General features: G+C 65.5%; 18 protein-coding genes and 1 tRNA gene. 9 read left to right on the top strand and 10 right to left on the bottom strand.

What is annotated here, in order from left to right; all coding sequences use genetic code 11:
• The first annotated feature begins 87 nt into the window (after window positions 1-87).
• Window positions 88-1,014: an NADP-dependent oxidoreductase gene (locus RB623_RS07570; protein WP_308056165.1), complete on the top strand. Its 927-nt coding sequence runs from the start codon at window positions 88-90 to the stop codon at window positions 1,012-1,014.
• 71 nt (window positions 1,015-1,085) lie between these two features.
• Here RB623_RS07570 and efp read toward each other — a convergent pair whose 3' ends face one another.
• Entirely contained in the window at window positions 1,086-1,652 is a 567-nt protein-coding gene (efp, locus tag RB623_RS07565; RefSeq protein ID WP_308056164.1) for an elongation factor P, read from the bottom strand.
• A 111-nt stretch (window positions 1,653-1,763) separates the two neighbouring features.
• Between efp and epmA the strand changes: the two genes are divergently transcribed.
• Window positions 1,764-2,810: an EF-P lysine aminoacylase EpmA gene (gene epmA, locus RB623_RS07560; RefSeq protein ID WP_308056163.1), complete on the top strand. Its 1,047-nt coding sequence runs from the start codon at window positions 1,764-1,766 to the stop codon at window positions 2,808-2,810.
• 69 nt (window positions 2,811-2,879) lie between these two features.
• Here the strand turns inward: epmA and RB623_RS07555 are convergent, their stop codons facing one another.
• The 3 genes from RB623_RS07555 to RB623_RS07545 form a co-directional block, all read right to left on the bottom strand.
• Window positions 2,880-3,155, bottom strand: a complete 276-nt coding sequence (locus RB623_RS07555; RefSeq protein ID WP_026227425.1) for a DUF1153 domain-containing protein — start codon at window positions 3,153-3,155, stop codon at window positions 2,880-2,882.
• 331 nt (window positions 3,156-3,486) lie between these two features.
• On the bottom strand, window positions 3,487-5,685 hold the full coding sequence (locus RB623_RS07550; protein ID WP_308056162.1) for an amylo-alpha-1,6-glucosidase: 2,199 nt from the start codon (window positions 5,683-5,685) through the stop codon (window positions 3,487-3,489).
• Window positions 5,682-6,776 carry a glycosyltransferase family 4 protein gene (locus RB623_RS07545; RefSeq protein ID WP_308056161.1) on the bottom strand — a complete coding sequence of 365 codons (1,095 nt, stop codon included), beginning with the start codon at window positions 6,774-6,776 and terminating at the stop codon, window positions 5,682-5,684. The genes RB623_RS07550 and RB623_RS07545 overlap by 4 nt, the downstream gene beginning before the upstream one ends.
• Before the next feature lie 249 nt (window positions 6,777-7,025).
• On the opposite strand from RB623_RS07545, the gene RB623_RS07540 reads away from it, so the two are divergent.
• A complete protein-coding gene (locus tag RB623_RS07540; protein ID WP_308056160.1) occupies window positions 7,026-9,986 on the top strand; it encodes a PAS domain-containing protein in 2,961 nt (986 codons plus the stop codon).
• Window positions 9,987-10,003: 17 nt separating this feature from the next.
• Here the strand turns inward: RB623_RS07540 and RB623_RS07535 are convergent.
• Window positions 10,004-10,080: transfer RNA gene (locus tag RB623_RS07535), tRNA-Met, on the bottom strand.
• Window positions 10,081-10,338: 258 nt separating this feature from the next.
• On the opposite strand from RB623_RS07535, the gene RB623_RS07530 reads away from it, so the two are divergent.
• Complete coding sequence (locus RB623_RS07530; RefSeq protein WP_308056159.1) at window positions 10,339-11,292, top strand: Gfo/Idh/MocA family oxidoreductase; 954 nt, start codon at window positions 10,339-10,341, stop codon at window positions 11,290-11,292.
• Between the two features lie 39 nt (window positions 11,293-11,331).
• Here the strand turns inward: RB623_RS07530 and RB623_RS07525 are convergent, their stop codons facing one another.
• The 3 genes from RB623_RS07525 to RB623_RS07515 all read right to left on the bottom strand — a co-directional run bounded on the left by RB623_RS07525 (window position 11,332) and on the right by RB623_RS07515 (window position 14,028).
• Entirely contained in the window at window positions 11,332-11,583 is a 252-nt protein-coding gene (locus RB623_RS07525) for a hypothetical protein (protein ID WP_308056158.1), read from the bottom strand.
• Between the two features lie 140 nt (window positions 11,584-11,723).
• The gene (gene mnmA / locus RB623_RS07520; protein WP_308056157.1) at window positions 11,724-12,911 is read right to left on the bottom strand and encodes a tRNA 2-thiouridine(34) synthase MnmA; all 1,188 of its coding nucleotides are present in this window, start codon (window positions 12,909-12,911) and stop codon (window positions 11,724-11,726) included.
• Window positions 12,912-13,095: 184 nt separating this feature from the next.
• Window positions 13,096-14,028: a hypothetical protein gene (locus RB623_RS07515; protein WP_308056156.1), complete on the bottom strand. Its 933-nt coding sequence runs from the start codon at window positions 14,026-14,028 to the stop codon at window positions 13,096-13,098.
• A gap of 654 nt (window positions 14,029-14,682) precedes the next feature.
• Here RB623_RS07515 and RB623_RS07510 point away from each other — a divergent pair.
• Window positions 14,683-16,443, top strand: a complete 1,761-nt coding sequence (locus RB623_RS07510) for a trehalose-6-phosphate synthase (protein ID WP_308056155.1) — start codon at window positions 14,683-14,685, stop codon at window positions 16,441-16,443.
• Window positions 16,440-17,219 carry a trehalose-phosphatase gene (gene otsB / locus RB623_RS07505; RefSeq protein WP_308056154.1) on the top strand — a complete coding sequence of 260 codons (780 nt, stop codon included), beginning with the start codon at window positions 16,440-16,442 and terminating at the stop codon, window positions 17,217-17,219. Before RB623_RS07510 ends, otsB begins: the two co-directional genes overlap by 4 nt.
• An 18-nt stretch (window positions 17,220-17,237) precedes the next feature.
• On the opposite strand, the gene RB623_RS07500 is transcribed toward otsB, so the two are convergent.
• Both RB623_RS07500 and RB623_RS07495 read right to left on the bottom strand, forming a co-directional pair.
• The gene (locus RB623_RS07500) at window positions 17,238-17,732 is read right to left on the bottom strand and encodes a cupin domain-containing protein (protein WP_308056153.1); all 495 of its coding nucleotides are present in this window, start codon (window positions 17,730-17,732) and stop codon (window positions 17,238-17,240) included.
• A gap of 16 nt (window positions 17,733-17,748) precedes the next feature.
• Window positions 17,749-18,426 (bottom strand): peroxiredoxin-like family protein, encoded by a 678-nt coding sequence (locus RB623_RS07495; protein ID WP_308056152.1) that lies wholly within the window; start codon window positions 18,424-18,426, stop codon window positions 17,749-17,751.
• A 330-nt stretch (window positions 18,427-18,756) separates the two neighbouring features.
• On the opposite strand from RB623_RS07495, the gene msuE reads away from it, so the two are divergent.
• From msuE to RB623_RS07480, 3 genes are read left to right on the top strand one after another with little or no spacing between them, the layout of a single operon-like run.
• Window positions 18,757-19,317: an FMN reductase gene (msuE, locus tag RB623_RS07490; RefSeq protein WP_308056151.1), complete on the top strand. Its 561-nt coding sequence runs from the start codon at window positions 18,757-18,759 to the stop codon at window positions 19,315-19,317.
• 29 nt (window positions 19,318-19,346) lie between these two features.
• Complete coding sequence (locus RB623_RS07485) at window positions 19,347-20,513, top strand: acyl-CoA dehydrogenase family protein (protein WP_308056150.1); 1,167 nt, start codon at window positions 19,347-19,349, stop codon at window positions 20,511-20,513.
• Between the two features lie 21 nt (window positions 20,514-20,534).
• On the top strand, window positions 20,535-21,647 hold the full coding sequence (locus RB623_RS07480) for an LLM class flavin-dependent oxidoreductase (protein ID WP_308056149.1): 1,113 nt from the start codon (window positions 20,535-20,537) through the stop codon (window positions 21,645-21,647).
• Window positions 21,648-21,688 lie beyond the last annotated feature (41 nt).

Below are 21,688 nucleotides of genomic sequence, written 5' to 3'. Positions count from 1 at the left end.
TGCATATATATCGAAATAGTGCATACTGGACAAGCCGATTGTGCTATCCAAATGATAGTGTCACCATCAGCCAAGGAGATCATCACGATGCGTGCCATTGTCCAGACCGCGATAGGCGGACCCGAAGTCCTCACCGTCTCGGACGTTCCGACGCCCCGGCCAGAGCGGGGACAAGTGCTCGTCAGGCTGAAGGCTGCCGGCATAAACCCCGTCGACGTCGCGGTTCGCGCCGGCTTCTATCCGCTGCTGGGCGAGCCGCCGTTCACCATCGGCTGGGACATCGCCGGTACGGTCGAAGCGGTTGGAGAGGGTGTTACGGCATTCAAGGCCGGCGACGCGGTTTTCGGCATGCCTTATTTCCCGAAACAGGCGGCCGCCTATGCCGAATACGCCGTCGCGCCGGCAAACGAGCTTGCGACAAAACCCGAAGCGCTCGATTTCGTCCCTGCCGCCGGCCTGCCGCTCGCCGGCCTGACCGCCTGGCAGGCGCTGGTCGACGCGGGCGGGTTGAAAGCCGGCGATCGCGTGCTGATCCATGCAGCGGCCGGCGGCGTCGGCCATCTCGCCGTGCAGATTGCCAGGGCCCGCGGCGCTCATGTCGTCGCCACCGCCAGCACGGGTAAACTGGACTTCGTCCGCTCGCTCGGCGCCGACGAGGCGATCGACTACACGGCGGCCGACTTCACCAAAAAAGTTCGAGACATCGACATCGTGCTGGAACCGCTCGGCGGCGACCACGCGGCGCTGTCACTGAAGACGCTGCGACCCGGCGGCATCATCGCGGCGCTGCTGACGCCGAGCGACTCCGCCAAGGCCGAGATCGACCGGAGCGGCGCGCGCTTTGCGCGGATCGGCGTGCGTCCCGATGGACCGTCGCTGACAGAACTTGCAGCCCTCGCGGAAGCCGGAAAGCTGAAGGTGCATGTGGCAAGGACGTTCCCCTTGGCCGAGGCCGGCGCGGCGCACACTTTTCTCGCCACGAAACCAATCGGCAAGGTGGTGCTGACGCTCTGACGGCGGCGCGCCTTCCAAAGCGTCATGACTGGATCGGGTGCCTCGTCTGTCACAGGCGCTCCAGAAGAACCTCAGTCCTTGGCGCGCTCCACATACGACCCGTCGGCGGTCATGACAACGACGCGCGTGCCGACGCCGATGTGCGGCGGCACGGCGGTGCGCACGCCGTTGGACAGCACCGCTGGCTTGTAGGAGGACGACGCGGTCTGGCCCTTGGTAACCGGCTCCGTCTCGACCACCTCGAAACTCGCGCGCTGCGGCAGCACCATTGCGATCGCCACGCCATTGTGCAGCGAAAGCTGCACCGCCATGCCTTCGGACAGATAAGGCGCCTGGTCGGCGATATCCGCCTCGGGCACCGCCACCTGCTCGTAGGTCTCGGGGTTCATGAAATGATATCCTTCGCCGTCGCCGTAGAGGAAAGTGTGCTCACGGTCCTCCACATGGGCGCGCTCCACCTGCTCGGTGGTGCGGTAGCGCTCGGAGACTTTCACCCCATCGGAGATGCGCCGCATGTCCAACTGGGTCACGGGCGTGCCCTTGCCGGGGTGGATGTTCTCGGCAAACAGGATGACGTAGAGTTTGCCGTCCTTGTCGACGACATTGCCTTTGCGCAGCGAACTGGCGATCACCTTCACGGGCTTTATCCTAATGAATAGGCCGGCGCGCGCCGGCCGAAGAAGCGTTTGCGTGCGCCCTACAACATCTTTATGGCCGCCGCCAGTCATCTTGCAGCGGAGATTGGCTCCATGACCGAAGCCTCGCCCTGGTGGACGCCGCACGTCCACGCCGACCGCCGCCCGCGCCTGCTGGCGCGCAACGCCATCGCGGCCGCCATCCGCGACTGGTTCGCGCGCCAGGACTTCATCGAGGTCGAGACGGCGGCGCTGCAAATCTCGCCCGGCAACGAGACGCATCTGTCGGCCTTCGCCACCGAGGCGATCCGCCCCGACGCGGCGCGCCGGTCCCTCTACCTGCACACCTCGCCGGAATTCGCCTGCAAGAAACTGCTGGCCGCCGGCGAGAAGCGCATCTTCAGTTTTGGCCCAGTCTGGCGCAACCGCGAGCGCGGCCCCCTGCACCATCCCGAATTCACGATGATAGAGTGGTACAGGGTTGGTGAGACCTATGAGAGCCTGATGGCCGACTGCGCGGCACTGCTGGCGCTCGCGGCCGAGCGCGCCGGCGCGAAACGCTTTTCTTTCCGTGATCGCGGGGCTGATCCTTTCGCCGAACCGGAGCGGCTGACGGTCAACGACGCCTTCCTGCGCCATGCCGGCATCGATCTGCTGGCCACAGTAGCGCTCGACGGAGAAACGGACCGCAACGCCCTGCATGCCGCCGTCGCGCAGGCCGGCATGCGCACCGCGACCGACGATAGCTGGTCCGACCTGGTCAGCCGGGTCATGGTCGAGCGCGTCGAGCCGGCGCTGGGCCAGGGCCGCGCCACCATCCTCTACGAGTACCCTATTCCAGAGGCCGCGCTTGCCCGGCCGAGCGCCCGCGATCCGCGCGTCGCCGAGCGTTTCGAGCTCTATTGCTGCGGCGTCGAGCTCGCCAACGCCTTTGGCGAACTCACCAACCCCGAAGAGCAGCGCCGGCGCTTTGCCGCCGACATGGACGAGAAGCAAAAAATCTACGGCGAGCGCTATCCGATCGACGAGGATTTTCTGGACGCGCTCGCGATCATGCCGGAAGCCAGCGGCATCGCGCTGGGGTTCGACCGGCTGGTCATGCTGGCGACAGGCGCTCGGCGGATCGAGGACGTGATCTGGACGCCGGTGGCGGATGTCTGACGAAACAGGTGAGCCCAGGCCTGCCCGTCACCGAACTGAAGCCTCTGGTGCTGAAAGAGTATAGGTCGATCAGTGCCGGTATTGCTGTATGCGCGTGGTGCGCAGGCCGGCAAGACCGTATTCGTCGATCGAGGCCTGCCACGACAAGAACTCTTCCGTGGTCAGCTTGTAGCGCTGGCACGCTTCCTCGAGGCTGAGCAGGCCGCCACGGACCGCCGCCACGACCTCGGCCTTGCGGCGGATGACCCACCTGCGCGTGTTGGACGGAGGCAGATCGGCAATCGTCAGCGGGCTGCCGTCCGGCCCGATGACATATTTAACACGCGGCCTTACCAGATCGGTCATCATACTCTCTACAATATTCACAGACCTAATCGTGCCCAGACTAGCGCCACAGCTTTAAAAATTGCCTAAGCACCTGCGACAAGCGTAGGGACACCTGTCTCAACAGTTCCTTTCATTCGGCAGGAGAATTTTAACGATTTCCCTACTCCCCGAAACATGCAAGCCGTTTCAATGACTTGCCGTAGAAGCCCGGCAAGTTTTTGTCGGGAATGGTCGCTCGGCTAACGGTCGCACTCGATAGAGGTCGGTTGTCTTCGTCACGAATAGGGTACAAATCCGGGCGCTCCGTCTCGCCGGAGACGACATGTCGCCACGACAATGAGGCCTCGCCTCAGCTTCGCACGATCAGCGGCGCCATGCCCTCGTGGCGTCGGTCGAGATAGCAGACAACCCGGTCGCGGACGCGCTCGAAGACGACGTCGACGCTGGCGTCGCCCACCCGGATATGACGGATCGCCAGATTGTCGATGCCGATCGGCAGGCGCGGATTGGTCACCTCGATCTCGCCTTTCCAGCCGTCGACCTTGAGGCCGAGGCAGGCTTGCAACAGCATGAAGGCCGCGCCGGCCGACCAGGCCTGCGGCAGACAGGCGACGGGATAGGCGACAGGCGCCTCGCCGGGCAGGCGCGTAAAACCGCAGAACAGTTCCGGCAGCCGCATGCTGAAATGCACGGCGGCCTCGAAGGTGCCGCTCATCAGCTTCACCACATTGTCGCGGTCGCCATAGCGCGCCAGCCCGGCGGCGCAGATCGCCGTGTCGTGCGGCCAGATAGAGCCGTTGTGGTAGGACATCGGGTTGAAGGGAAGTTCGCTCTCGGCCAGCGTGCGGATGCCCCATCCGGTATGGAGCGAACCGGCCAGCAATTGCTCGGAAAGCCGCGCCGCCCGCTCGCGCGAGGGCAGGCCGACATAGAGGAGATGGCCGGCGTTCGAGGCCCGCACTTCGCAAGGCAACCCGTCGCCGTCGATGGCCAGCGCATAATGCCCCTGCTCTTCCATCCAGAACCGGTCCTCGACCGCCACGCGCATCTTTTCGGCAAGCCCCTGCCAATGGGCGGCGCGCTCCTCCTCGCCACGAAGAGTCGCCAGCCCCGCCAGCCCCTGGAAGGCGGCGAAGACATAACCCTGCACCTCGACCAGCGCGATCGGGCCGGGCGGGATGCGTCCGTCGGCGTGAAAGATGGCGTCTGCGCTGTCCTTCCAGCCCTGGTTCGACAAGCCGGAATCCGCCGCCCGCTTGTAGGTCAGGAAACCCTCGGCATTGCGCGCGCAGGCTTCCTCGATCCAGCCGGCCGCAGCGCACAGCGAGGCCCACATGCGGTCGGCGAAGGCGAGATCGCCGGTGCGCTCGGCATAGGAGGCGGCGAGATAGATGTAGAGCGGCGTGGTGTCGACGCCACCATAATAGCGGGCGAAAGGCAGTTCGCGCATCACCGCCATCTCGCCCTTGCGGGTCTCGTGCATGATTTTTCCGGGCTCGGAATCGCTGAAGGGCGCGGTTTCCGTCGCCTGGTGGATGGCCAGGAAAGCGAGCACGCCACGCGCCAGGCCAGGATTGAGCCACAGCATCTGCAAGGCCGAGATCACGCCGTCTCGGCCGAAGGCGGTCGAGAACCAGGGAATGCCGGCATAGGGATAAGGCCCGGTGGCGAGATCGGTGGTCAGAAGCGCGATGTCGGCGCGGGTGCGCGTCAGCCAGTCGTTGAAGACGCGGCCGGAGCTGTGCACGGTCGCACCCAGCCGGCGTTTGGTGCGCATCGCCCAGCGGGCGCGGGCGGCGGCAGCGCGGAACCGCTCCCGGTCGGGAACCGCGTGTTCCTTGCCCACCTCGATGTAGAGAACCTCCTGCGCGCGATGCGCCACCGGAACGCTGAATTCGGCGTGGGCGCGGGAAAGATCGTCCGGGCTCCTCGAAAACGCCACCACCGAATGCCGGACCACCTCGTCCAGCCCGTCATAGCGGAAGGTGATGGCATCCGGCACGGTCTCGGCGTCGTAGGACCGTCCACGCCGGCTGCGGGTCGAACCGCGCACCTCGAACATGTCGCGGAAATCGACATCGAATTCGAGGCGCAGCGAGATGCGCAGCGGCCGTCCGGAATAGTTGGACAGCGTCAGCCGCTCATACATGCGCTCCTGCCAGAGGAAGCGCGTGCGCTCGATGTGCAGTACGCCCTGCCGCAACTCCGGTCCGTCCGGCAGTTTCAGCGGCAGGTTGGTCAAATTGGCGGTGAACAGGATGTTGTCCTGCGACAGCGAGGCACCGAGCAGCGACGGCGTGCGGTCGCCGATCAGCAGCCGGAAATGCGAGAGAACGCGCGTGTCGTCGCGGAACAGTCCGTCGCCGGAGCCGCGTATGTCGCCATAGGCATCCGATACGATGAAGCAGTCCTCATGCTTCAGTGCGAACTGGCGATGCGGCTCGCGCGGCGCGGACTCGTCGATCGACGACAGCGCCACCGCCGGATCGAGGCGCTGCTCATCCAGCGATAGCCCGGCCGGCGGAATGTTTTGAGCAAGCTCGTTCATACTGGCCCTCCAGAGACAGCTCTCAACGGAGCGCGCGAGCCGTTCCCCGATCGCGCGACCTGGGATGCGTAGATCGCCTCATAGTCATCCACCATGCGCGGAACCGAAAAACGGTCCTCCAGTCTCTGCCTTATCCTCGCCCGGTCCAGTCCGCCGAGCCGCCCGACGCAGTCGACCGCCTTGTCGATGCTATCGACGACAAAACCGGTGACGCCCTGGTCGACGATCTCCGGCATGGCGCCTTCGTTCCAGACTATGACCGGCGTGCCGAAGGCCATCGCCTCGATCACCACCAGCCCGAACGGTTCCGGCCAGTCGATCGGGAACAGCAGGCCGGCCGCCTCGTGCAGAAATTTTGCCTTGGCCTCCTCGCCGACCTCGCCGACATAGACCACCTTGTCGCCATCGATCAGCGGTTCGATCTCGTCGTGAAAATAGGCGCGGTCGCCGTCGCCGATTTTTGCCGCCATGCGCAATTGCATGCCGCTCCGCCTGGCGATCTCGATGGCGCGATCCGGCCGCTTGTCGCGCGACAGTCGGCCGAGGAAGGCGAGATAGGGCCGGCCGCTCCGGTCGGGCTCGGCTGGCATCCTGTAGTGGTCGAGCGGCAGACCGTGATAGACGTTGCCGATCCAGTTTGCTTCCGGCAGCGGCTTTCGCTGGCGTTTCGAGATCGAGATCATCGGAAAGCCCGGCCAGCGCCGGTACGCTCCCACCAGGTCGACATAATCCAGCCTGCCATGCGGCGTCGTCACCGTCTTTTCCCGCATGTGCTCGAAAAACGGGAAATGCTGAAAATGGCTCAGATGGAAATGCAATATGTCGAACTCATCCGCCCGCCGCCGCACCTCGTCCAGCATCGACAGGTGCGCCGCGATCTCCGACTTCAGCGGCGCCGGGTCGAGCCGCAGCGACCGCTCCCGGCTGGGAACGAGGGTGGCGCTCGTCTTCGACTCGCCGCTGGCGAACAGCGTGACCGCGTGGCCGCGCGCCACCAGTTCTTCCGTCAAGGTCGAGACGATGCGCTCGGTTCCGCCATAGAGCGGCGGCGGCACGGGTTCGTGAAGAGGCGCAATCTGGGCAATTCGCATCGGTCGGGAATTTCGCTTTCGATCGTGGCAAACAACGGGCACGCCAAAAGACGCCCTCGACCGACTGAACCCGAAAGCCGGGCGGAGGTTCCGACAAAAGATCGAGACGGGTCGAACACGCCTCAGCGGGGGCAATACCCGGGCGATAGGCTCCCTGCAGCTAGGCGGTGAACGTTTCCGATCTTGACTGCGCCGGCTCGCGCATTTGTGCTAGGTTCAAGGGCGTGATCTGCAAGTGGGGCTGGCACCATGCCAACAGCGAGGGATTACGCGATCGAAGCCGCGGCGCTTGTGCCCGAGATCATGCGCATCAAGGCAGACCAATTCGATAACGAGGCCGTCATCGCCATCATCGAGCGGGCCGTGAGGAAGGCCTTGCGGGAGCGCTCGAACAAAGCAGGCCGGGAGCTGAAGGAGACGGAGGCGGCCGCGCAGAGGCGCCTGATGCGGCTGCTCAGCGCCTCGCCGGCGGTCGTCTACAGCTTCAGCGCGCGCGACGATTTTCGCCCGACCTTCGTCAGCGACAACATCGAGAGCGTCTTCGGCTATCGCGCGCGCGACTATCTCGACGACCCCTGCTTCTGGCGCGACCGCGTCCATCCAGACGACCTGGCCCGCGTAGAGGCCGAGATCACCCGCTTCTTCGAGAATGGCACCCACGCGATCGATTATCGCTTCCGCAAGAAGGACGACTCCTATTGCTGGGTGAACGACGAGCAGCGCCTGATACGGGACGACGACGGCAGGCCACTGGAAGTGGTCGGTTCGTGGAGCGACGTCACCGCGCGCAAGCAACTCGGCGAAACGCTCGTCGCAGCGCAAGACCGTATTGTCCGCCTACTCGCATCTGCGCCGGCGGTGATCTACAGCTTCAAGGCGAGCGGCGATTTCGCACCCAATTTCGTCAGCCGGAACATCAAGGATTGGCTCGGCTACGAGCCGAACGAATACCTGGAGAGCCCGGATTTCTGGTGGCGCTGCGTGCACCCGGACGACCGCGGTTCTGTGGGGGCGCAGTCCGCCAATCTCTTCCGGACAGGCCGCCTCTCGATGGAGTACCGTTTCCTCCGAAAGGACGGTTCATATTGCTGGGTGAACGACGATCAGATGCTTGTCCGGGACAAGGACGGGCAGCCTGTGGAGGTGGTCGGCTCGTGGAGCGATATCACCGCGCGCAAGCAGGCGGAGGAGGATGCGCAGGCGGCGCGCGAGCGCGTCGAACATCTGGTCGCGAGCGCGCCGGCCGTCATCTACAGTTTCAAGGCGAGCGGCGATTTCGCACCGACCTTTGTCAGCGCCAACATCAAGGAACTGCTCGGCTACGAGCGCGACGAATATCTCAAGAGCCCGGATTTCTGGAGCGCCCGCGTACACCCGGAGGACAGCCCGCGCATTAAGCGGGCTTACGAGCGTCTCCTCGAGGTGGAGCGCCTAAGCAGCGAGTATCGCTTCCGAAGGAAAGACGGCAGCTATTGCTGGGTGAGCGACGAACTGCAGGTGCTGCGCAACTCGGCTGGCGACCCGGTCGAGGTGGTCGGCGCTTGGGGCGACGTCACGGCGCGCAGGCAACTTGGCGAGGCATTGGTGGCGGCGCAGGACCGTCTCGTCCACCTGCTGTCGTGCGCTCCCGCGGTGATTTACAGCTTCAGCGCCACCGGCGATTTCGCACCTACCTTCGTGAGCGAGAACATCCGGGACTGGCTCGGATATGAGCCGAAGGAATACCTGGAGAGTCCGGATTTCTGGTGGCGCTGCGTACATCCGGACGACCATGCGGCAGTCGAAGCTCAATCGGCCCAGCTTTTCCAGAAGGGGCGCCATACCTCAGAGTACCGCTTTCGCAAGAAAGACGGCAGCTATTGCTGGGTAATCGACGAGCAGCACCTTATACGTGACAAGGACGGTCGACCCATCGAGATCGTGGGCTCGTGGAGTGACGTGTCCGCCCCAAAGGAGGCCGAAATCGCCGCCGAGCGGAGCGAGCAGCGGCTGGCGGATGCCATCGAGTCGATCACGGAAGGCTTTTCGCTGTACGACGCGGAGGATCGGTTGATCGTCTGCAACAGCGCGTATGGCAAGCTTCTTTATCCGGGGCAGAGCACCCCCGCGCCGGGGACGCCGTTCGAGACGCTCATTCGAAGCGCGGCGGATCGCGGCCTTGTCGAGGAGGCGAACGGCCGCGTGGAGGAATGGATGGCCGAGCGCCTGTCCAGGCGGCGCAACCCGCGCGAGCCGCACGTGCAGCGGCGCTCCGACGGACGCTGGCTTCAAATCAACGAGCGCAAGACGGCAGAGGGCGGCACCATCGCCGTCTACACGGACATTACTGCCATCAAGCGGGCCGAGGAGGAGTTGCGCGACGCCAACCGCAATGCCGAGCTCGCCAACGCGCTGGTTAGCGAGAAGAACCAGGCGCTAGAGCTTCTTTCGAGGAAGCTTTCCAAGTACCTCTCGCCCCAGGTCTATTCCTCTATCTTCACCGGCCAGCGCAGCGTCGAGATAGCCACTACCCGCAAGAAGCTCACCGTGTTCTTCTCCGACATCGTCGATTTCACCGCCACGACCGACGACCTGGAATCGGAGGAGCTGACCGGGCTACTCAACCGCTATCTCACAGAGATGTCGAAAATCGCGCTCGAGCATGGCGCCACGATCGACAAATACATTGGTGACGCGATCCTCGCCTTCTTCGGCGATCCGGAGAGCCGGGGCGTGAAGGAGGATGCCAAGGCTTGCGTCGGCATGGCGATCGCGATGCAGCGGCGCATGCGTGAGCTGCAGTCCGAGTGGCTCGACGCCGGACTGGAGAAGCCCTTCCAGCTCCGCATCGGCATCAGCACCGGCTTCTGCACGGTCGGCAATTTCGGCAGCGAGGACCGAATGGACTACACCATCATCGGCAGCCAGGTGAATCTCGCCTCGCGGCTGCAATCCCACGCCGAGCCTGGAGGGATCCTGCTCGCCCACGAGACCTGGTCGCTGGTGAAAGATATGGTGCTTGCCGAAGAGCTTGAGCCGATCCATGCCAAGGGCTTCGTCAAGCCCGTACGGAACTACAGGGTTCTCGACGAGATCGGGATGGCTGCCGAGCAAGGCAAAGTGATCCACGAGGAACAGGACGGCATGCGCGTCTTCCTCGACTTACGGAAGCTCGACAGGGCCGCCGCCGTCCGTAACCTCAAGAGCATACTCTCGCAACTCGGACCCTGACTGCGCATCACAGGCGCTGGTAGCGGAGGAGGGATTCGAACCCCCGACACAAGGATTATGATTCCTCTGCTCTAACCGACTGAGCTACTCCGCCAAACCTGCGGCCGATCCGTTCCGGGCCGCGTTCAAGGCAGCGGCGGTATAGGGGGGACGGACCGAACCTGTCAAGCGCGACACATCGCTTCCTTTTCCCGCCGGATTCGCGGCGGTGCTGCCTTGGCCGCTCCGGTGAAGCGACGTTTTCGATTGACATCAATCGTGCGCGCCGCAGGCTTGAGTTCGGGGAGGCGCGTGGCTATGTCTGCCCCGCTATCCATTTGCCGGCCGATGCCTTCCTAGAGTTCTCGATTCGATGAAGCCAAGTATCGCTGTGCTGGGTTGCGGATACTGGGGCGCGAACCATGTCCGCACGCTCAGGGACCTCGGCGTGCTGCGCGCCGTTTCCGACGCCAATGCCGCGCGCGCCGAGGGTTTCGCCGTCGAGCACGACTGCCTCGCGATCGCCCCGTCCGAACTTTTCCAGCGCGACGACGTCGACGCGGTGGTGATCGCCCTGCCGCCGCAGTTCCATGCCGAGCAGGCGGTGCGCGCCGTCGAGGCCGGCAAGGACGTGCTGGTCGAGAAGCCGATCGCGCTCACCGTGCCGGACGCCGAGCGGGCGGTGGCGGCAGCCGACCGCAACGGGCGTATCTTCATGACCGGCCACGTGCTGCGTTTCCACCCGGCCTTTGAAAAGCTCAAGGCGCTGATCGACGACGGCGAACTCGGAACGGTCAAATACATCCACTCGCACCGGCTGGGCCTCGGCAAGTTCCATACCGAGAACGATGCGCTGTGGGATCTGGCGCCGCACGATTTGTCGATGATGCTCGCCATCACCGGGCAGGCGCCGATCGATGTGCGCGGAGAGGGCGCGGCGCTGCTCGACCGGCTCAGCGACTTCGCCCACCTGCACATGCTTTTCCCCGACGGACTGCGCGGCCACCTGTTCGCCTCGCGGCTCAACCCTTATCGCGAGCGGCGCCTCACCGTGGTCGGCACCAGGGCGATGGCGGTGTTCGACGATGTCGAGCCGTGGGAACGAAAGCTCGCCATCTACCACCACGAGGTCTGGCAGGACAGCGGCCAATGGCTCGCCACCACCAACGAGCCGACCTATGTGCCGGTCGAAGGCGGCATGCCGCTGACGCGCGAGCTGGAGCATTTCATCCACTGCATCGAGACCCGCGAACCGCCGCGCACCAGCGGCGAGGAGGGCGTGGCAGTGCTGCGCATCCTGACCGCCGGGACGGTGACGCATAGCTGACGGCTAAGCTCTGAAACGGTGGCGACGCGCGGCAGTCCGCTACCGCCAAGCCACAAACCAGATGGCGAAGGCGGCGGCTGCAGCCACAAGCAGGGCGATGCATTCGAGATAAGCGCGAAGGCGTGCTTGAACCTCTATCGAACCGGCTTTTTCCCTAAGTTCAGCCATCAGTTTCGCGGGAACTAGCCGGTCCAGGATAGTCACGGCAGCACAAAGGCCGACAATGGTCCAGGCCAGTTCAGAGAAACCGTTCAATGGCGTCAATGAACTGATCAGTGTGCCTGCCGCCATCCAGCCTACGAGTACGAACCCGACCGCCAGTTTCGCTCGCCAAGGTGTTCTGACGTCCGTGATTGCAAGGAAGGAGGCAGTCAAAGTGCGACTAACGGCTGTCGCCCTATCCCTGATCCCTGTCCGGTCCATCCAGGAACCTATTCCGCTGCAATATGGGCCAGTGTGGCGAGCCTCGCCAGCATCGCCTCGGCCGCCGCGCCACGCTCAGAGCGCTCGATGAAGCCGCCGCCAAGCACGCGGGCGTCGTTGCCGTCGTCGCCATAGAGCACGCAGGCCTGGCCCGGCGCGATGCCGGATTCGCCTTCCGCAAGCTCCACCCAGGTGACGCCGCCGCGGCGATGCAGCATCGCCGGGCGCGGCGGGCGGGTCGAGCGGACTTTTGCGAACAGTTCGACGCCGTCGGCGCCGGCCGCATCCAGATCGTCGTCGCCGAGCCAGTTCATGGCGCGCAGGTAGATTTTTCGCGTCTCCAGCGCCTCGCGCGGGCCGACGATGACGCGGGCGCGCTCGGCGTCGAGATGGACGACATAGAGCGGTTCGCCGGAGGCGACGCCGATGCCGCGCCGCTGGCCGATCGTGTAGCGCAAGATGCCCTCGTGGCGGCCGAGCACGCGGCCGTCGATGTGGACGATGTCGCCGGGCGTGGCCGCCGCCGGCTTCAGCTTGGCGATGATGTCGGAGTATTTTCCCTGCGGCACGAAGCAGATGTCCTGGCTGTCCTGCTTGTCGGCAACCGTCAGGCCGAGCTCGGCTGCGATGGCGCGTACCTCGGGCTTGGACAGGCCGCCGAGCGGGAAGCGCAGATAGTCGATCTGCTCCTGCGTGGTGGCGAACAGGAAATAGCTCTGGTCGCGGTCGGCATCGACCGGCCGGAACAGCGCCCGGTGCGTGCCGTTCGCGCGGCTGCGGATGTAGTGGCCGGTGGCGAGCGCCGCCGCGCCGAGGTCGCGCGCGGTCTCCAGAAGGTCGGCGAACTTCACCGTCTGGTTGCACGATACGCAAGGGATCGGCGTCTCGCCGGCCACGTAGCTCTCGGCGAAGGGGTCGATGACCGCCTTGCGGAAACGCTCCTCGTAGTCGAGCACGTAATGCGGGATTTGAAGCGTCTCGGAGACGCGGCGCGCGTCGTCGATGTCGCGGCCCGCGCAGCACGAGCCGGCGCGGTGCGTGGCCGCGCCGTGATCGTAGAGCTGCAGCGTGACGCCGACGACGTCGTAGCCCTCGCGCTTCAGGATGCCGGCGACAACGGAAGAGTCGACGCCGCCCGACATCGCCACGACCACGCGGGTATCCTCGGGCCTGCCCGGCAGATCGAGGCTGTTCATGAGGCGTCTTCCAAGATTTCGAACCGGCGTTTCATGCCAAGACCGCGAATATAGGTCAAGCAAGGTCATATCGCCAGTTGCGCGCACCTTCCGCCGCCAGGAAGCAATCGACAGAACCGTTGACCGGAGCAAGTCGGATAATAGGGTGTGAGGCTGCGCATCGCCGATAGCGCTCGATGGCCGGTCAAGCGCCATCGTCGCCACGGGGCGGAAAAATCCGCGCCGGCCAGGCCTTTCGCTCGTGATCTTGCCCCCAAACCTTCCGGAGCGAGCCGCCGCGCGTCATGACGTATCGGGAGTTTCCAGCGCGTAGACGGCCAGCGCATGGGCGTGCGCAAGAATCTCGTCGATCTCGCGGATGTTGCGCGGTGGGGTCGTAGCGGGACAGCCGGCCGCCGGGCGGACGCCCGCGCCGCAGCGGCGAGATGCGCCGGAAGCGTACCGCCTCGCGGCGTTGCTGGTTTTGCGCGCCTGCGGCGCGGGCTTCCCTTTGCCGCGCAACTGCTGCGTCGTGACGCGCCTTCCAGCGGGCGAAACGTTGTGCCTGACCCGGCAGGTCGTCGAGTGCGCGGCCCAACGCCTCCAGCCGCAAGGCGAGCCGCGATGCGTTGACTGGATCGTCGGGCGACGGTGGTGGCGGCAGGGGGCGGAGTTGCGCGCCGAAATCGAGCCCCGAGATGCGCGGCACGCTTCGGACCACTGGCCGGGCGGGGCGGCTCCAAAACCGAGGCATGCGTAGCGGATCAAGCAGCGGCAGGTTCATGGTGCGCGGGCGGGCGGCTCGCTTGGCGGCGGCCCGCTTCGCCGCTTCGGCGCGGGCATGATCGGCATTCGACATGGTGACGGCGATGCCGAGGCTGCGCAGGATGGGCTCGATGCTTTTGGGCTTCGGTTTTCGCGGGCGAGCCGGCGGCAAGGTCACGACGAGACCCCGCGCCGCCGCGATGATCAAACGCCGCGCCGCGGATTCGGCCGGTCGCAGCAGTTTGAGGATGGCGCGGTGGAGATGGCGGGGAAGAGTGGGTGCGCCGCCAGCCATCTCGGCCATGCCGACAAGCATGGCCAGCAGGCGCTTCAACGCCTGCCAGTTCTTGTCGATCGCCGGACTTACCTCCATCGCGCCCAACTCCTTCCCAGCACAGGCGACGAGGATTATCGGCCCGGTGGAAAGGGAGGGGATAAGCCTTGGGAAAATAATCCTGACAGATGCTGACGATGGCCGCTCTGTTGAGATTCAACAAGCGGTTGCCCCTCTCTTGCGATTTCTAACACTTAACCGCGCTCAATCCTCGCCCTTCGGGCTCGGCGCTCGGTTAAGATGTTGAAATCGCTTTCTCCCCCGCAAGGGGGGAGATAGCGCCGGCATCGGCCTTTCCGCCAAACGTCAACCGTCGTGATTGGCAGAAACGTCGGCGCAACGGTATCTCCCCCCTTGCGGGGGAGAATGGATTTTCACGATCTTGGCCCGAGCCGCCCGAAGGGCGAAAAGCGAAGGCCAAGTCGTAGAAAATCCAAGAGAGGGGCCACAAAAGTTGCATCACGAAACGGCCCGGGCGGACGGTTGCATCCTGCCTTTCGGAGCCGAAGACCAAACCAGGCCGACGCGTCTCCGCATCGCCGGGCGGCCGAACACGATCTCGAACTTCCGGCATTTTCGCGGGAACATATTGCGCTGCGATTAGTTACCCGTCCGCCGCCTGTTCGAAAGATCGGTTCCGGCAGCGTCGGGCCACGGCGGTGCCGGGCGTCGGTCGACACGAAGAAAGTGACGATGCCGCCAGACAGTCTGTTTCCCGCCGCCCTTCATTGGACCATTCTTGCCTCAAGCCTGATCATCTCCCTGGCCGCCTTGGCCTGCGTGGTCGTCCTGCTTCGACGCCGCGCCCCGGCGCAGCCGCTTGCAGCGCCGCTGCTCGACCCGGCGCCGGCCCTGCGCGAAGGCGAAAAGAACGGTCGTTCTCCCGACGAAGCCTTCATGCAGTGGTCGCCGGAGATGCTGCGGCAGATTCTGGCGAACGAACTGCCGGACACAGAGCTGATCGTGGTGTCGAACCGCGAGCCCTATGTCCACGAGCACGGCGAGGACGGCATCGAGCTGAAGGTGCCGGCCAGCGGCCTTGTCTCGGCGCTGGAGCCGATCACCCGCACCTGCGCCGGCACCTGGATCGCCCATGGCGGCGGCTCGGCCGACCGCGAAACCGTAGACCGCAACGGTCACATAATGGTGCCTCCCGACGCGCCGGCCTACACGCTGCGGCGCGTGTGGCTGAGCGAGGAGGAATACAAGGGCTATTACCTCGGCTTCGCCAATGAGGGGTTATGGCCGCTCTGCCACATCGCCTTCACCCGGCCGATCTTCCGTGCGGCGGACTGGGAATGCTACCAGGCGGTGAACCGGAAGTTCGCCGAGGCGGTCGTCGAGGAAGCCAAGACCAAGCGCCCCATCGTGCTGGTGCAGGACTATCATTTCGCGCTTCTGCCACGGCTGATCCGCGAGCGGCTGCCGGAGGCGATCATCATCACCTTCTGGCACATCCCGTGGCCGAATTCGGAGGTGTTCAGCGTCTGTCCGTGGCGCGAGCAGATTCTTGACGGCATGCTCGGCAGCTCGATCCTCGGCTTCCATATCCAGCTCCACTGCAACAATTTCGTCGAGAGCGTCGACCGTTTCCTCGAATCGCGCGTCGACCGCGAGGGCGCGGCCATCTCGTATGGCGGCCAGACCACGCTGGTGCATTCCTATCCGATCTCGATCGAATGGCCGGAAGCGGAGGAACGCGTGCAGACGGCCGCCGAGGCCAGGCGAAAAGTATTGGAGCGTTACGGCCTGCCGCCGGGCGTCAAGCTGGCGGTCGGTGTCGAGCGGCTCGACTACACCAAGGGCATCCTCGACCGGTTTCACGCACTGGACGAGTTTTTTCACCAGCATTCGGACTGGATCGGGCGGCTGGTCTTCCTGCAGATCGCCGCACCAAGCCGGGGAACCCTGCCGGCCTACCAGGCGCTGCATCAGGAATGCCTCGACCTCGTCGCCGAGATCAACGAGCGCTACGGCCGAGACGGCTACCAGCCGATCGTGTTGCTGCCCGAGCACCACGACCATACGGACTTGTCAGAGCTGTTCCGCGCCGCCGACCTCTGCGTCGTCTCCAGCCTGCATGACGGCATGAACCTCGTCGCCAAGGAATTCGTCGCGGCCCGCGACGACGAGGCCGGCGTGCTGGTGCTCAGCGCCTTCGCCGGCGCCTCGCGCGAATTGCTGGAGGCCCTGATCGTCAACCCGTTCGACCCAAGCGGCATGGGCGAGGCGTTTTTCCAGGCCCTCACCATGCCGCCGGATGAACAGGCCATGCGCATGCGCCGTCTGCGCGAGGTGGTGCGCTCGAACAATGTCTACCGCTGGGCGGGCAGTATGCTGATGGATGCTGCCCGGCTGCGCCAGCGCGAACAGTTCCGCGACCTCGGAACGTCCTCCGCCCCCTGGGCGGCAACCCGTCCCCCAGAGGACAATGTGGTGAGGCTACGGGCATGACGACACACATGACACCTCCCCTGCCCCGTTCCCCCTTCGCGCTTTTCCTCGACATCGACGGCACGCTGATCGAGCACCAGGCCCACCCCGAAGGCATCGCCGTCGACGACGAGTTGCGCGACCTGCTCATCGCCGCCGGCGAGGTGGTCGACGGGGCGCTCGCCTTCGTCACCGGACGCTCGGTTGAGATGGTCGACCGCATCTTCTCGCCGCTGGAGATCCCCGTGGCCGGGCTCTACGGACTGGAGCACCGGCTGCAGCCCGGCGGGCCGATCGAGGCGGCCGACGAGCCGGAAGACGTGGCCTCCGTGGCGGAAGCGATGCAGCGCGAGTTCGAGCATGTCGACGGCGTCTATTTCGAGCGCAAGGGGCCGGTGCTCGCCGTCCATACCCGCGCCGCGCCGCAGGCCTTCGACGCGGTCAAGGCCTCGGCCGAGACGGCGCTGGCGCGGCTGCCGGCCGGCTACCGCATCGTCGCCGGCAATGCCGGGCTGGAGTTCCTGCCGGTCGGCGCGCTGAAAAGCGCGGCGATAGACCGCTTCCTGGAGATCGAGCCGTTCAATGGCCGCGTGCCCATCTTCATTGGCGACGACGTGTCCGACGAGAGCGGCTTCACATTCGTCAACAAGACGGGGGGCCTGTCAATCCGCGTCCGGCCGCGCGGCGCGACCGAGGCGCACCATACCTTGCCGGATGTCGCGGCGGTGCGCGGCTGGCTGGCGAAGGCCGTGCTTTCCTGTCCGGTCGGGGCCGGCAAAGCGACCAGGACGTCCTGACCGACACGGACAAGATTCCTACCGGTGGATAGGGTCCTTCCAAAGCACCTCCTCCGGCGCTTCGACAGGCTCGATGTCGAGATTGACCACGACTGGGTCCTGCCCGGAGCGCACGAGCACGCATTCCAGCGTCTCGTCGCGGCTGGCGTTGATCTCCTGGTGCGGCACATAAGGCGGCACATAGATGAAGTCGCCCGGGCCGGCCTCGGCGACATATTCGAGATGTTCGCCCCAGCGCATCCGCGCCTTGCCCTTGACCACGTAGATGATGCTTTCGAGGTCGCCGTGGTGATGCGCGCCGGTCTTGGCGTTGGCGTGGATGGTCACCGTGCCCGCCCAGATCTTCTCGGCGCCCGCGCGCGCCGCATTGACGGCGGTGGCACGGTTCATGCCCGGCGTCTGCGCCGTGTTCGGGTCGAGTGAGTTGCCCGGTATGACTTTGACACCATTGTCGCGCCAGTCGATAGGCGCCGAATGGTCATGGTGGTGGTCGTGGCTGTGATCGCTGGACATCGGATTCGCTCGGTTGTCAGGCTGCGGCGGCGCGCATGATATCACGAACGGCGGCGATGATGTCGAGCGGCTCGGTCCGCACAAGCCAGTCGGGGCTGACGTCGGCGAAGCGGACCGTGCCCGAACGGTCGATGACGACCACGGCGGGCATCGGCAGTTCCCAGGTCCCCGTTCCGGTGACCTCGCCGATCGGCGTGCCGCTTTCCAGCGAAGAACGCCGCGACGCCTCGTCGAACGAATAGAGGATGCCGAAACGGCGGCCGAGCCGGTTGTCGCGGTCGGTGGCGACGAGGAAGCTTAGATCGTGCCGCTGCTTGATCTCGACCAGTTTCTCCGGAACTTGCGGGCTGACACCGACGAGCACGGCGCCGAGCCGCGCCAGGTCCGGCGCCAGATGTTTGTCGTAGTAGGGAAGCGCGACATTGCAGGCCGGACATCCGGCAAAGCGGAAGAAGATCAGCACCGCCGGGCCGTCCTTGACTAGCGCGCCGAGCGACAGCGTTTCCCCGCCGACCTCCTCGACTTCGAACGGCGCGACCACGTCGCCGGCCTTTACGAAGCCGTTCCGGTCCGCCGTTTCGACCAGGGTTCGGCGCTGGTCGACACTGATCTTCAGCTTGTCGGCCGGCATGGCGAGGGCACGCTTCGCCTGAAAATCGGCGAGCGTCTGGTTGAGGGAAATCTGTTCGGTCACGTTTCGTCTCCTTGCTGGCGCGCGGTTCGACAATCCGCAATCCGCGCGCGAGCAAGGATAGACGGCGTGTTCGTTCGATCGAGGAATTAAATTGCGAAATCTTCCACATATGCGGAGATTTCAAGCGGAATACGCTGCATCTCTCACAAGGAAATCGACAGCCGCTCTTCCACGAATCTGCTCCGGAAAAGCATGATTTTCCCGGAACGGGGGCGGTTTCAGAACGTGCCGCTCTCTTCACGGCAATTTCTACAGATATAGTAGACATTATGTTCCCCGTCCAGCCGGGCACCGAAGCGGCGGGACGGGTACACGCTGAAAGGTAGTCGCATGGCGCTTCGCAAACTGGTCGGGTTCGCCGGTAGCTTCAACAAGCCGTCACGGTCGCGGGCCCTGGTCGATCTGGTCGCCGATCTGGCCGCACAGCGCTACGGCTTGGTCGCCAGCGTCTACGACGTTGCCGACTTCGGCCCGTCGCTGGGCAATGCGCGCCGCGCCGGCGACCTGGATATCAAGGCGCAGGCAATCCTGCGCGACATCGCCGAGGCCGACGTGCTGGTCGTCGGCACGCCGACCTACAAGGGCAGCTACACCGGCCTGTTCAAGCATGTGATCGACCTTATCGACCCCGGGGCCTTGCTGGGAACGCCGGTGATCCTCACAGCCACCGGCGGCGGCGACCGCCATGCGCTGATCGTCGAACACCAGTTGCGGCCGCTGTTCGGCTTCTTCCAGGCGCATGCGCTGCCCAGCGCCATCTATGCCGCCGATCGCGATTTCACCGACTACCAGCCTGCCGCCGAGCCGATCCGGCAAAGGGCGCGCCAGGCCGTGGCCGAACTCGCTCCCTTTGTCGCCGCGGCGCAACGCGCCCCGATCGCGGCCGAATGAGCATCTTTGCGCGTCAAGGGAGACCCGACATGACCGTCACATCAATTCGCACCAGGCAGGACCGCTCGCACGATCCTGTCCAGATCGCGACTGATGTCGCGGAAGTCCTTGCCCGCTCGGCGGCCGAGGTGGACGCGGCGACCGACTTTCCGCGCGACAACTTCCGCCTGCTGCACGAGGCCGGCCTGTTGGGGCTGACGGCGCCGGTCGAGCTTGGCGGACCGGGCGTGGGGCTTGCCGATGCCGCCGAGGTCATCCGCATCATCGCGCGCGGCGAACCATCGACCGCGCTGATCCTGATCATGCAGTACATCAACCTGGCGACCCTGCCGAAGGGACGCTGGCCCCAGCATCTGGCGCGACGGGTGATCGGCGACGCGATCGACAGCGGCGCGCTCGTCAACGCGCTCCGCGTCGAACCCGAACTCGGCACGCCGGTCCGCGGTGGCCTCCCGGCCACGACCGCGCGCCGCACCGCCGATGGCTGGTCGATCAGCGGCCGCAAAATCTACTCGACCGGCATCGAGGGCCTGACCTGGGCGATCGTCTGGGCAAGGACCGACGAGGCGGAGCCCCGCGTCGGCGCCTTCCTCGTTCCCGCCGGCGCGCCCGGCCTCACGGTCGAGCGCACATGGAACCCTCTCGGCATGCGCGCGACCGGTAGCCATGACGCGGTGCTCGACGATGTGCGGGTGCCGCTCGACCACGCCGCCGACATCCGCCTGCCTTCGGAGTGGGACGCGCGCGGCGAGGGCCAGGCCGCCTGGCTCGGCACGCTTCCGGGCGCGCTCTACACGGGTGTCGCCGAGGCCGCGCGCGACTGGCTGGTCGGCTTCCTCAAGGCTCGTGTGCCGACCAATCTCGGCGCCCCGCTGGCGACGGTCCCACGCATCCATCAGGCGGTGGGCGAGATCGAGGAACTGCTGGCGGTCAACAGGCGGCTGATCCGCTCCGCCGCTCGCGACTTCGACGAGGGCCGTCCCTTCAGCCTGACCGAAGCCGGCCTGATCAAGGTCGTCACCACCGAAAACGCCATCGCTGCCGTCGAGAAGGCACTGAAACTTACCGGCAACCACGGCGTCTCGCGCAACAACCCGCTTGAGCGTCATCACCGCGACGTTCTGTGCGGCCGCATCCACTCCCCACAGGAGGACACCGTGCGCACCGGCGCCGGCAAGCTCGCCCTCGGCCTCTGACCAGCAAAAGACGGAGTTCCCATGCCAGTCGAATTCATCGGATACATCGGCAACCACAACGCTTCCGAAACGATCGCCCGTAGCGGGCCGGTCATCGACCGCGATCATATTGCGGCCGCCGCTGCCATCCATGAGAATGGCGGTTTCGACCGGGTGCTGCTGGCTTTCCATTCGACCTCGCCGGAAAGCATCCTGGTCGCCCAGCATGTGACGGAACGCACGCGGAACCTGAAGCTGATGATCGCCCACCGGCCGGGCTTCACCGCGCCGACGCTCGCCGCGCGCCAACTGGCCACGCTCGACCATTTGAGCGACGGGCGCATCTCCGTCCACATCATCACCGGCGGCAATGACCGGGAGCTGGCGCAGGACGGCGACCATCTCACCAAGGATGAGCGCTACGAGCGCACCAGCGAATATCTCGACATCGTCCGGCAGGAGTGGACGAGCGCAAAACCCTTCGACTACGAGGGCAAGTATTACCGCGTCACCAGCGCCTTCTCCGAGGTCAAGCCGCAGGGGCCGGACGGCATCCCGGTCTATTTCGGCGGCTCCTCCGAGGCGGCCATCGCAGTCGCCGGCAAGCACGCCGACATCTACGCGCTGTGGGGCGAAACGCTTGCGCAGGTGGGGGAATCGATCCGCCGCGTGCGTGAAGCGGCCGCTCCCAATGGCCGATCGCCGCGCTTCTCGCTGTCGCTGCGTCCGATCCTGGCCGATACCGAGGAAGAAGCTTGGGCGAAGGCCGGCCGCATCCTCGAACGCGCCAAGGCGCTGCGCGCCAGCAGCGAAAGGCTGATCAAGGGCAACAGCCCCGCCCATCAGCCGGCAAACGAGGGCTCGCGCCGCCTGTTGGCGGCCGCGGCGCAAGGTGCGCGCCTCGACAAGCGGCTGTGGACCGAGATCGCCGCGCTGACCGGCGCCAGCGGCAACTCGACCTCCCTGGTCGGCACGCCGGACCAGGTCGCCGAGGCCATGCTCGACTACTACGACCTCGGCATCACCACCTTCCTGATCCGCGGCTTCGACCCGCTGGAGGACGCCTTCCACTACGGCCGCGACCTCATTCCGCGTGTCCGCGCGCTTGTCGCCGAACGCGACAACGGCGTGCGCCACGCCGAAGCCGCCGAATAACGCAGCGCCCTTATCCACCCAGACATTTCCGAACCCAGGAG

Origin of the sequence: Mesorhizobium sp. LHD-90, from assembly GCF_030929505.1 — a bacterium.
Taxonomy (GTDB): Bacteria; Pseudomonadota; Alphaproteobacteria; order Rhizobiales; family Rhizobiaceae; genus Kumtagia.
This window is presented reverse-complemented; position numbering and strand designations above follow the sequence as displayed.

What these genes read in the sequence shown, in the direction of transcription:
- RB623_RS07570 (WP_308056165.1), top strand. Translation starts at nt 88, where the DNA reads ATGCGTGCCATTGTCCAGACCGCGATAGGCGGACCCGAAGTCCTCACC.
- epmA (WP_308056163.1), top strand. Translation starts at nt 1,764, where the DNA reads ATGACCGAAGCCTCGCCCTGGTGGACGCCGCACGTCCACGCCGACCGC.
- RB623_RS07555 (WP_026227425.1), bottom strand. Translation starts at nt 3,155, where the DNA reads ATGACCGATCTGGTAAGGCCGCGTGTTAAATATGTCATCGGGCCGGAC.
- RB623_RS07550 (WP_308056162.1), bottom strand. Translation starts at nt 5,685, where the DNA reads ATGAACGAGCTTGCTCAAAACATTCCGCCGGCCGGGCTATCGCTGGAT.
- RB623_RS07545 (WP_308056161.1), bottom strand. Translation starts at nt 6,776, where the DNA reads ATGCGAATTGCCCAGATTGCGCCTCTTCACGAACCCGTGCCGCCGCCG.
- RB623_RS07540 (WP_308056160.1), top strand. Translation starts at nt 7,026, where the DNA reads ATGCCAACAGCGAGGGATTACGCGATCGAAGCCGCGGCGCTTGTGCCC.
- RB623_RS07530 (WP_308056159.1), top strand. Translation starts at nt 10,339, where the DNA reads ATGAAGCCAAGTATCGCTGTGCTGGGTTGCGGATACTGGGGCGCGAAC.
- RB623_RS07525 (WP_308056158.1), bottom strand. Translation starts at nt 11,583, where the DNA reads ATGGCGGCAGGCACACTGATCAGTTCATTGACGCCATTGAACGGTTTC.
- mnmA (WP_308056157.1), bottom strand. Translation starts at nt 12,911, where the DNA reads ATGAACAGCCTCGATCTGCCGGGCAGGCCCGAGGATACCCGCGTGGTC.
- RB623_RS07515 (WP_308056156.1), bottom strand. Translation starts at nt 14,028, where the DNA reads ATGGAGGTAAGTCCGGCGATCGACAAGAACTGGCAGGCGTTGAAGCGC.
- RB623_RS07510 (WP_308056155.1), top strand. Translation starts at nt 14,683, where the DNA reads ATGCCGCCAGACAGTCTGTTTCCCGCCGCCCTTCATTGGACCATTCTT.
- otsB (WP_308056154.1), top strand. Translation starts at nt 16,440, where the DNA reads ATGACGACACACATGACACCTCCCCTGCCCCGTTCCCCCTTCGCGCTT.
- RB623_RS07500 (WP_308056153.1), bottom strand. Translation starts at nt 17,732, where the DNA reads ATGTCCAGCGATCACAGCCACGACCACCACCATGACCATTCGGCGCCT.
- msuE (WP_308056151.1), top strand. Translation starts at nt 18,757, where the DNA reads ATGGCGCTTCGCAAACTGGTCGGGTTCGCCGGTAGCTTCAACAAGCCG.
- RB623_RS07485 (WP_308056150.1), top strand. Translation starts at nt 19,347, where the DNA reads ATGACCGTCACATCAATTCGCACCAGGCAGGACCGCTCGCACGATCCT.
- RB623_RS07480 (WP_308056149.1), top strand. Translation starts at nt 20,535, where the DNA reads ATGCCAGTCGAATTCATCGGATACATCGGCAACCACAACGCTTCCGAA.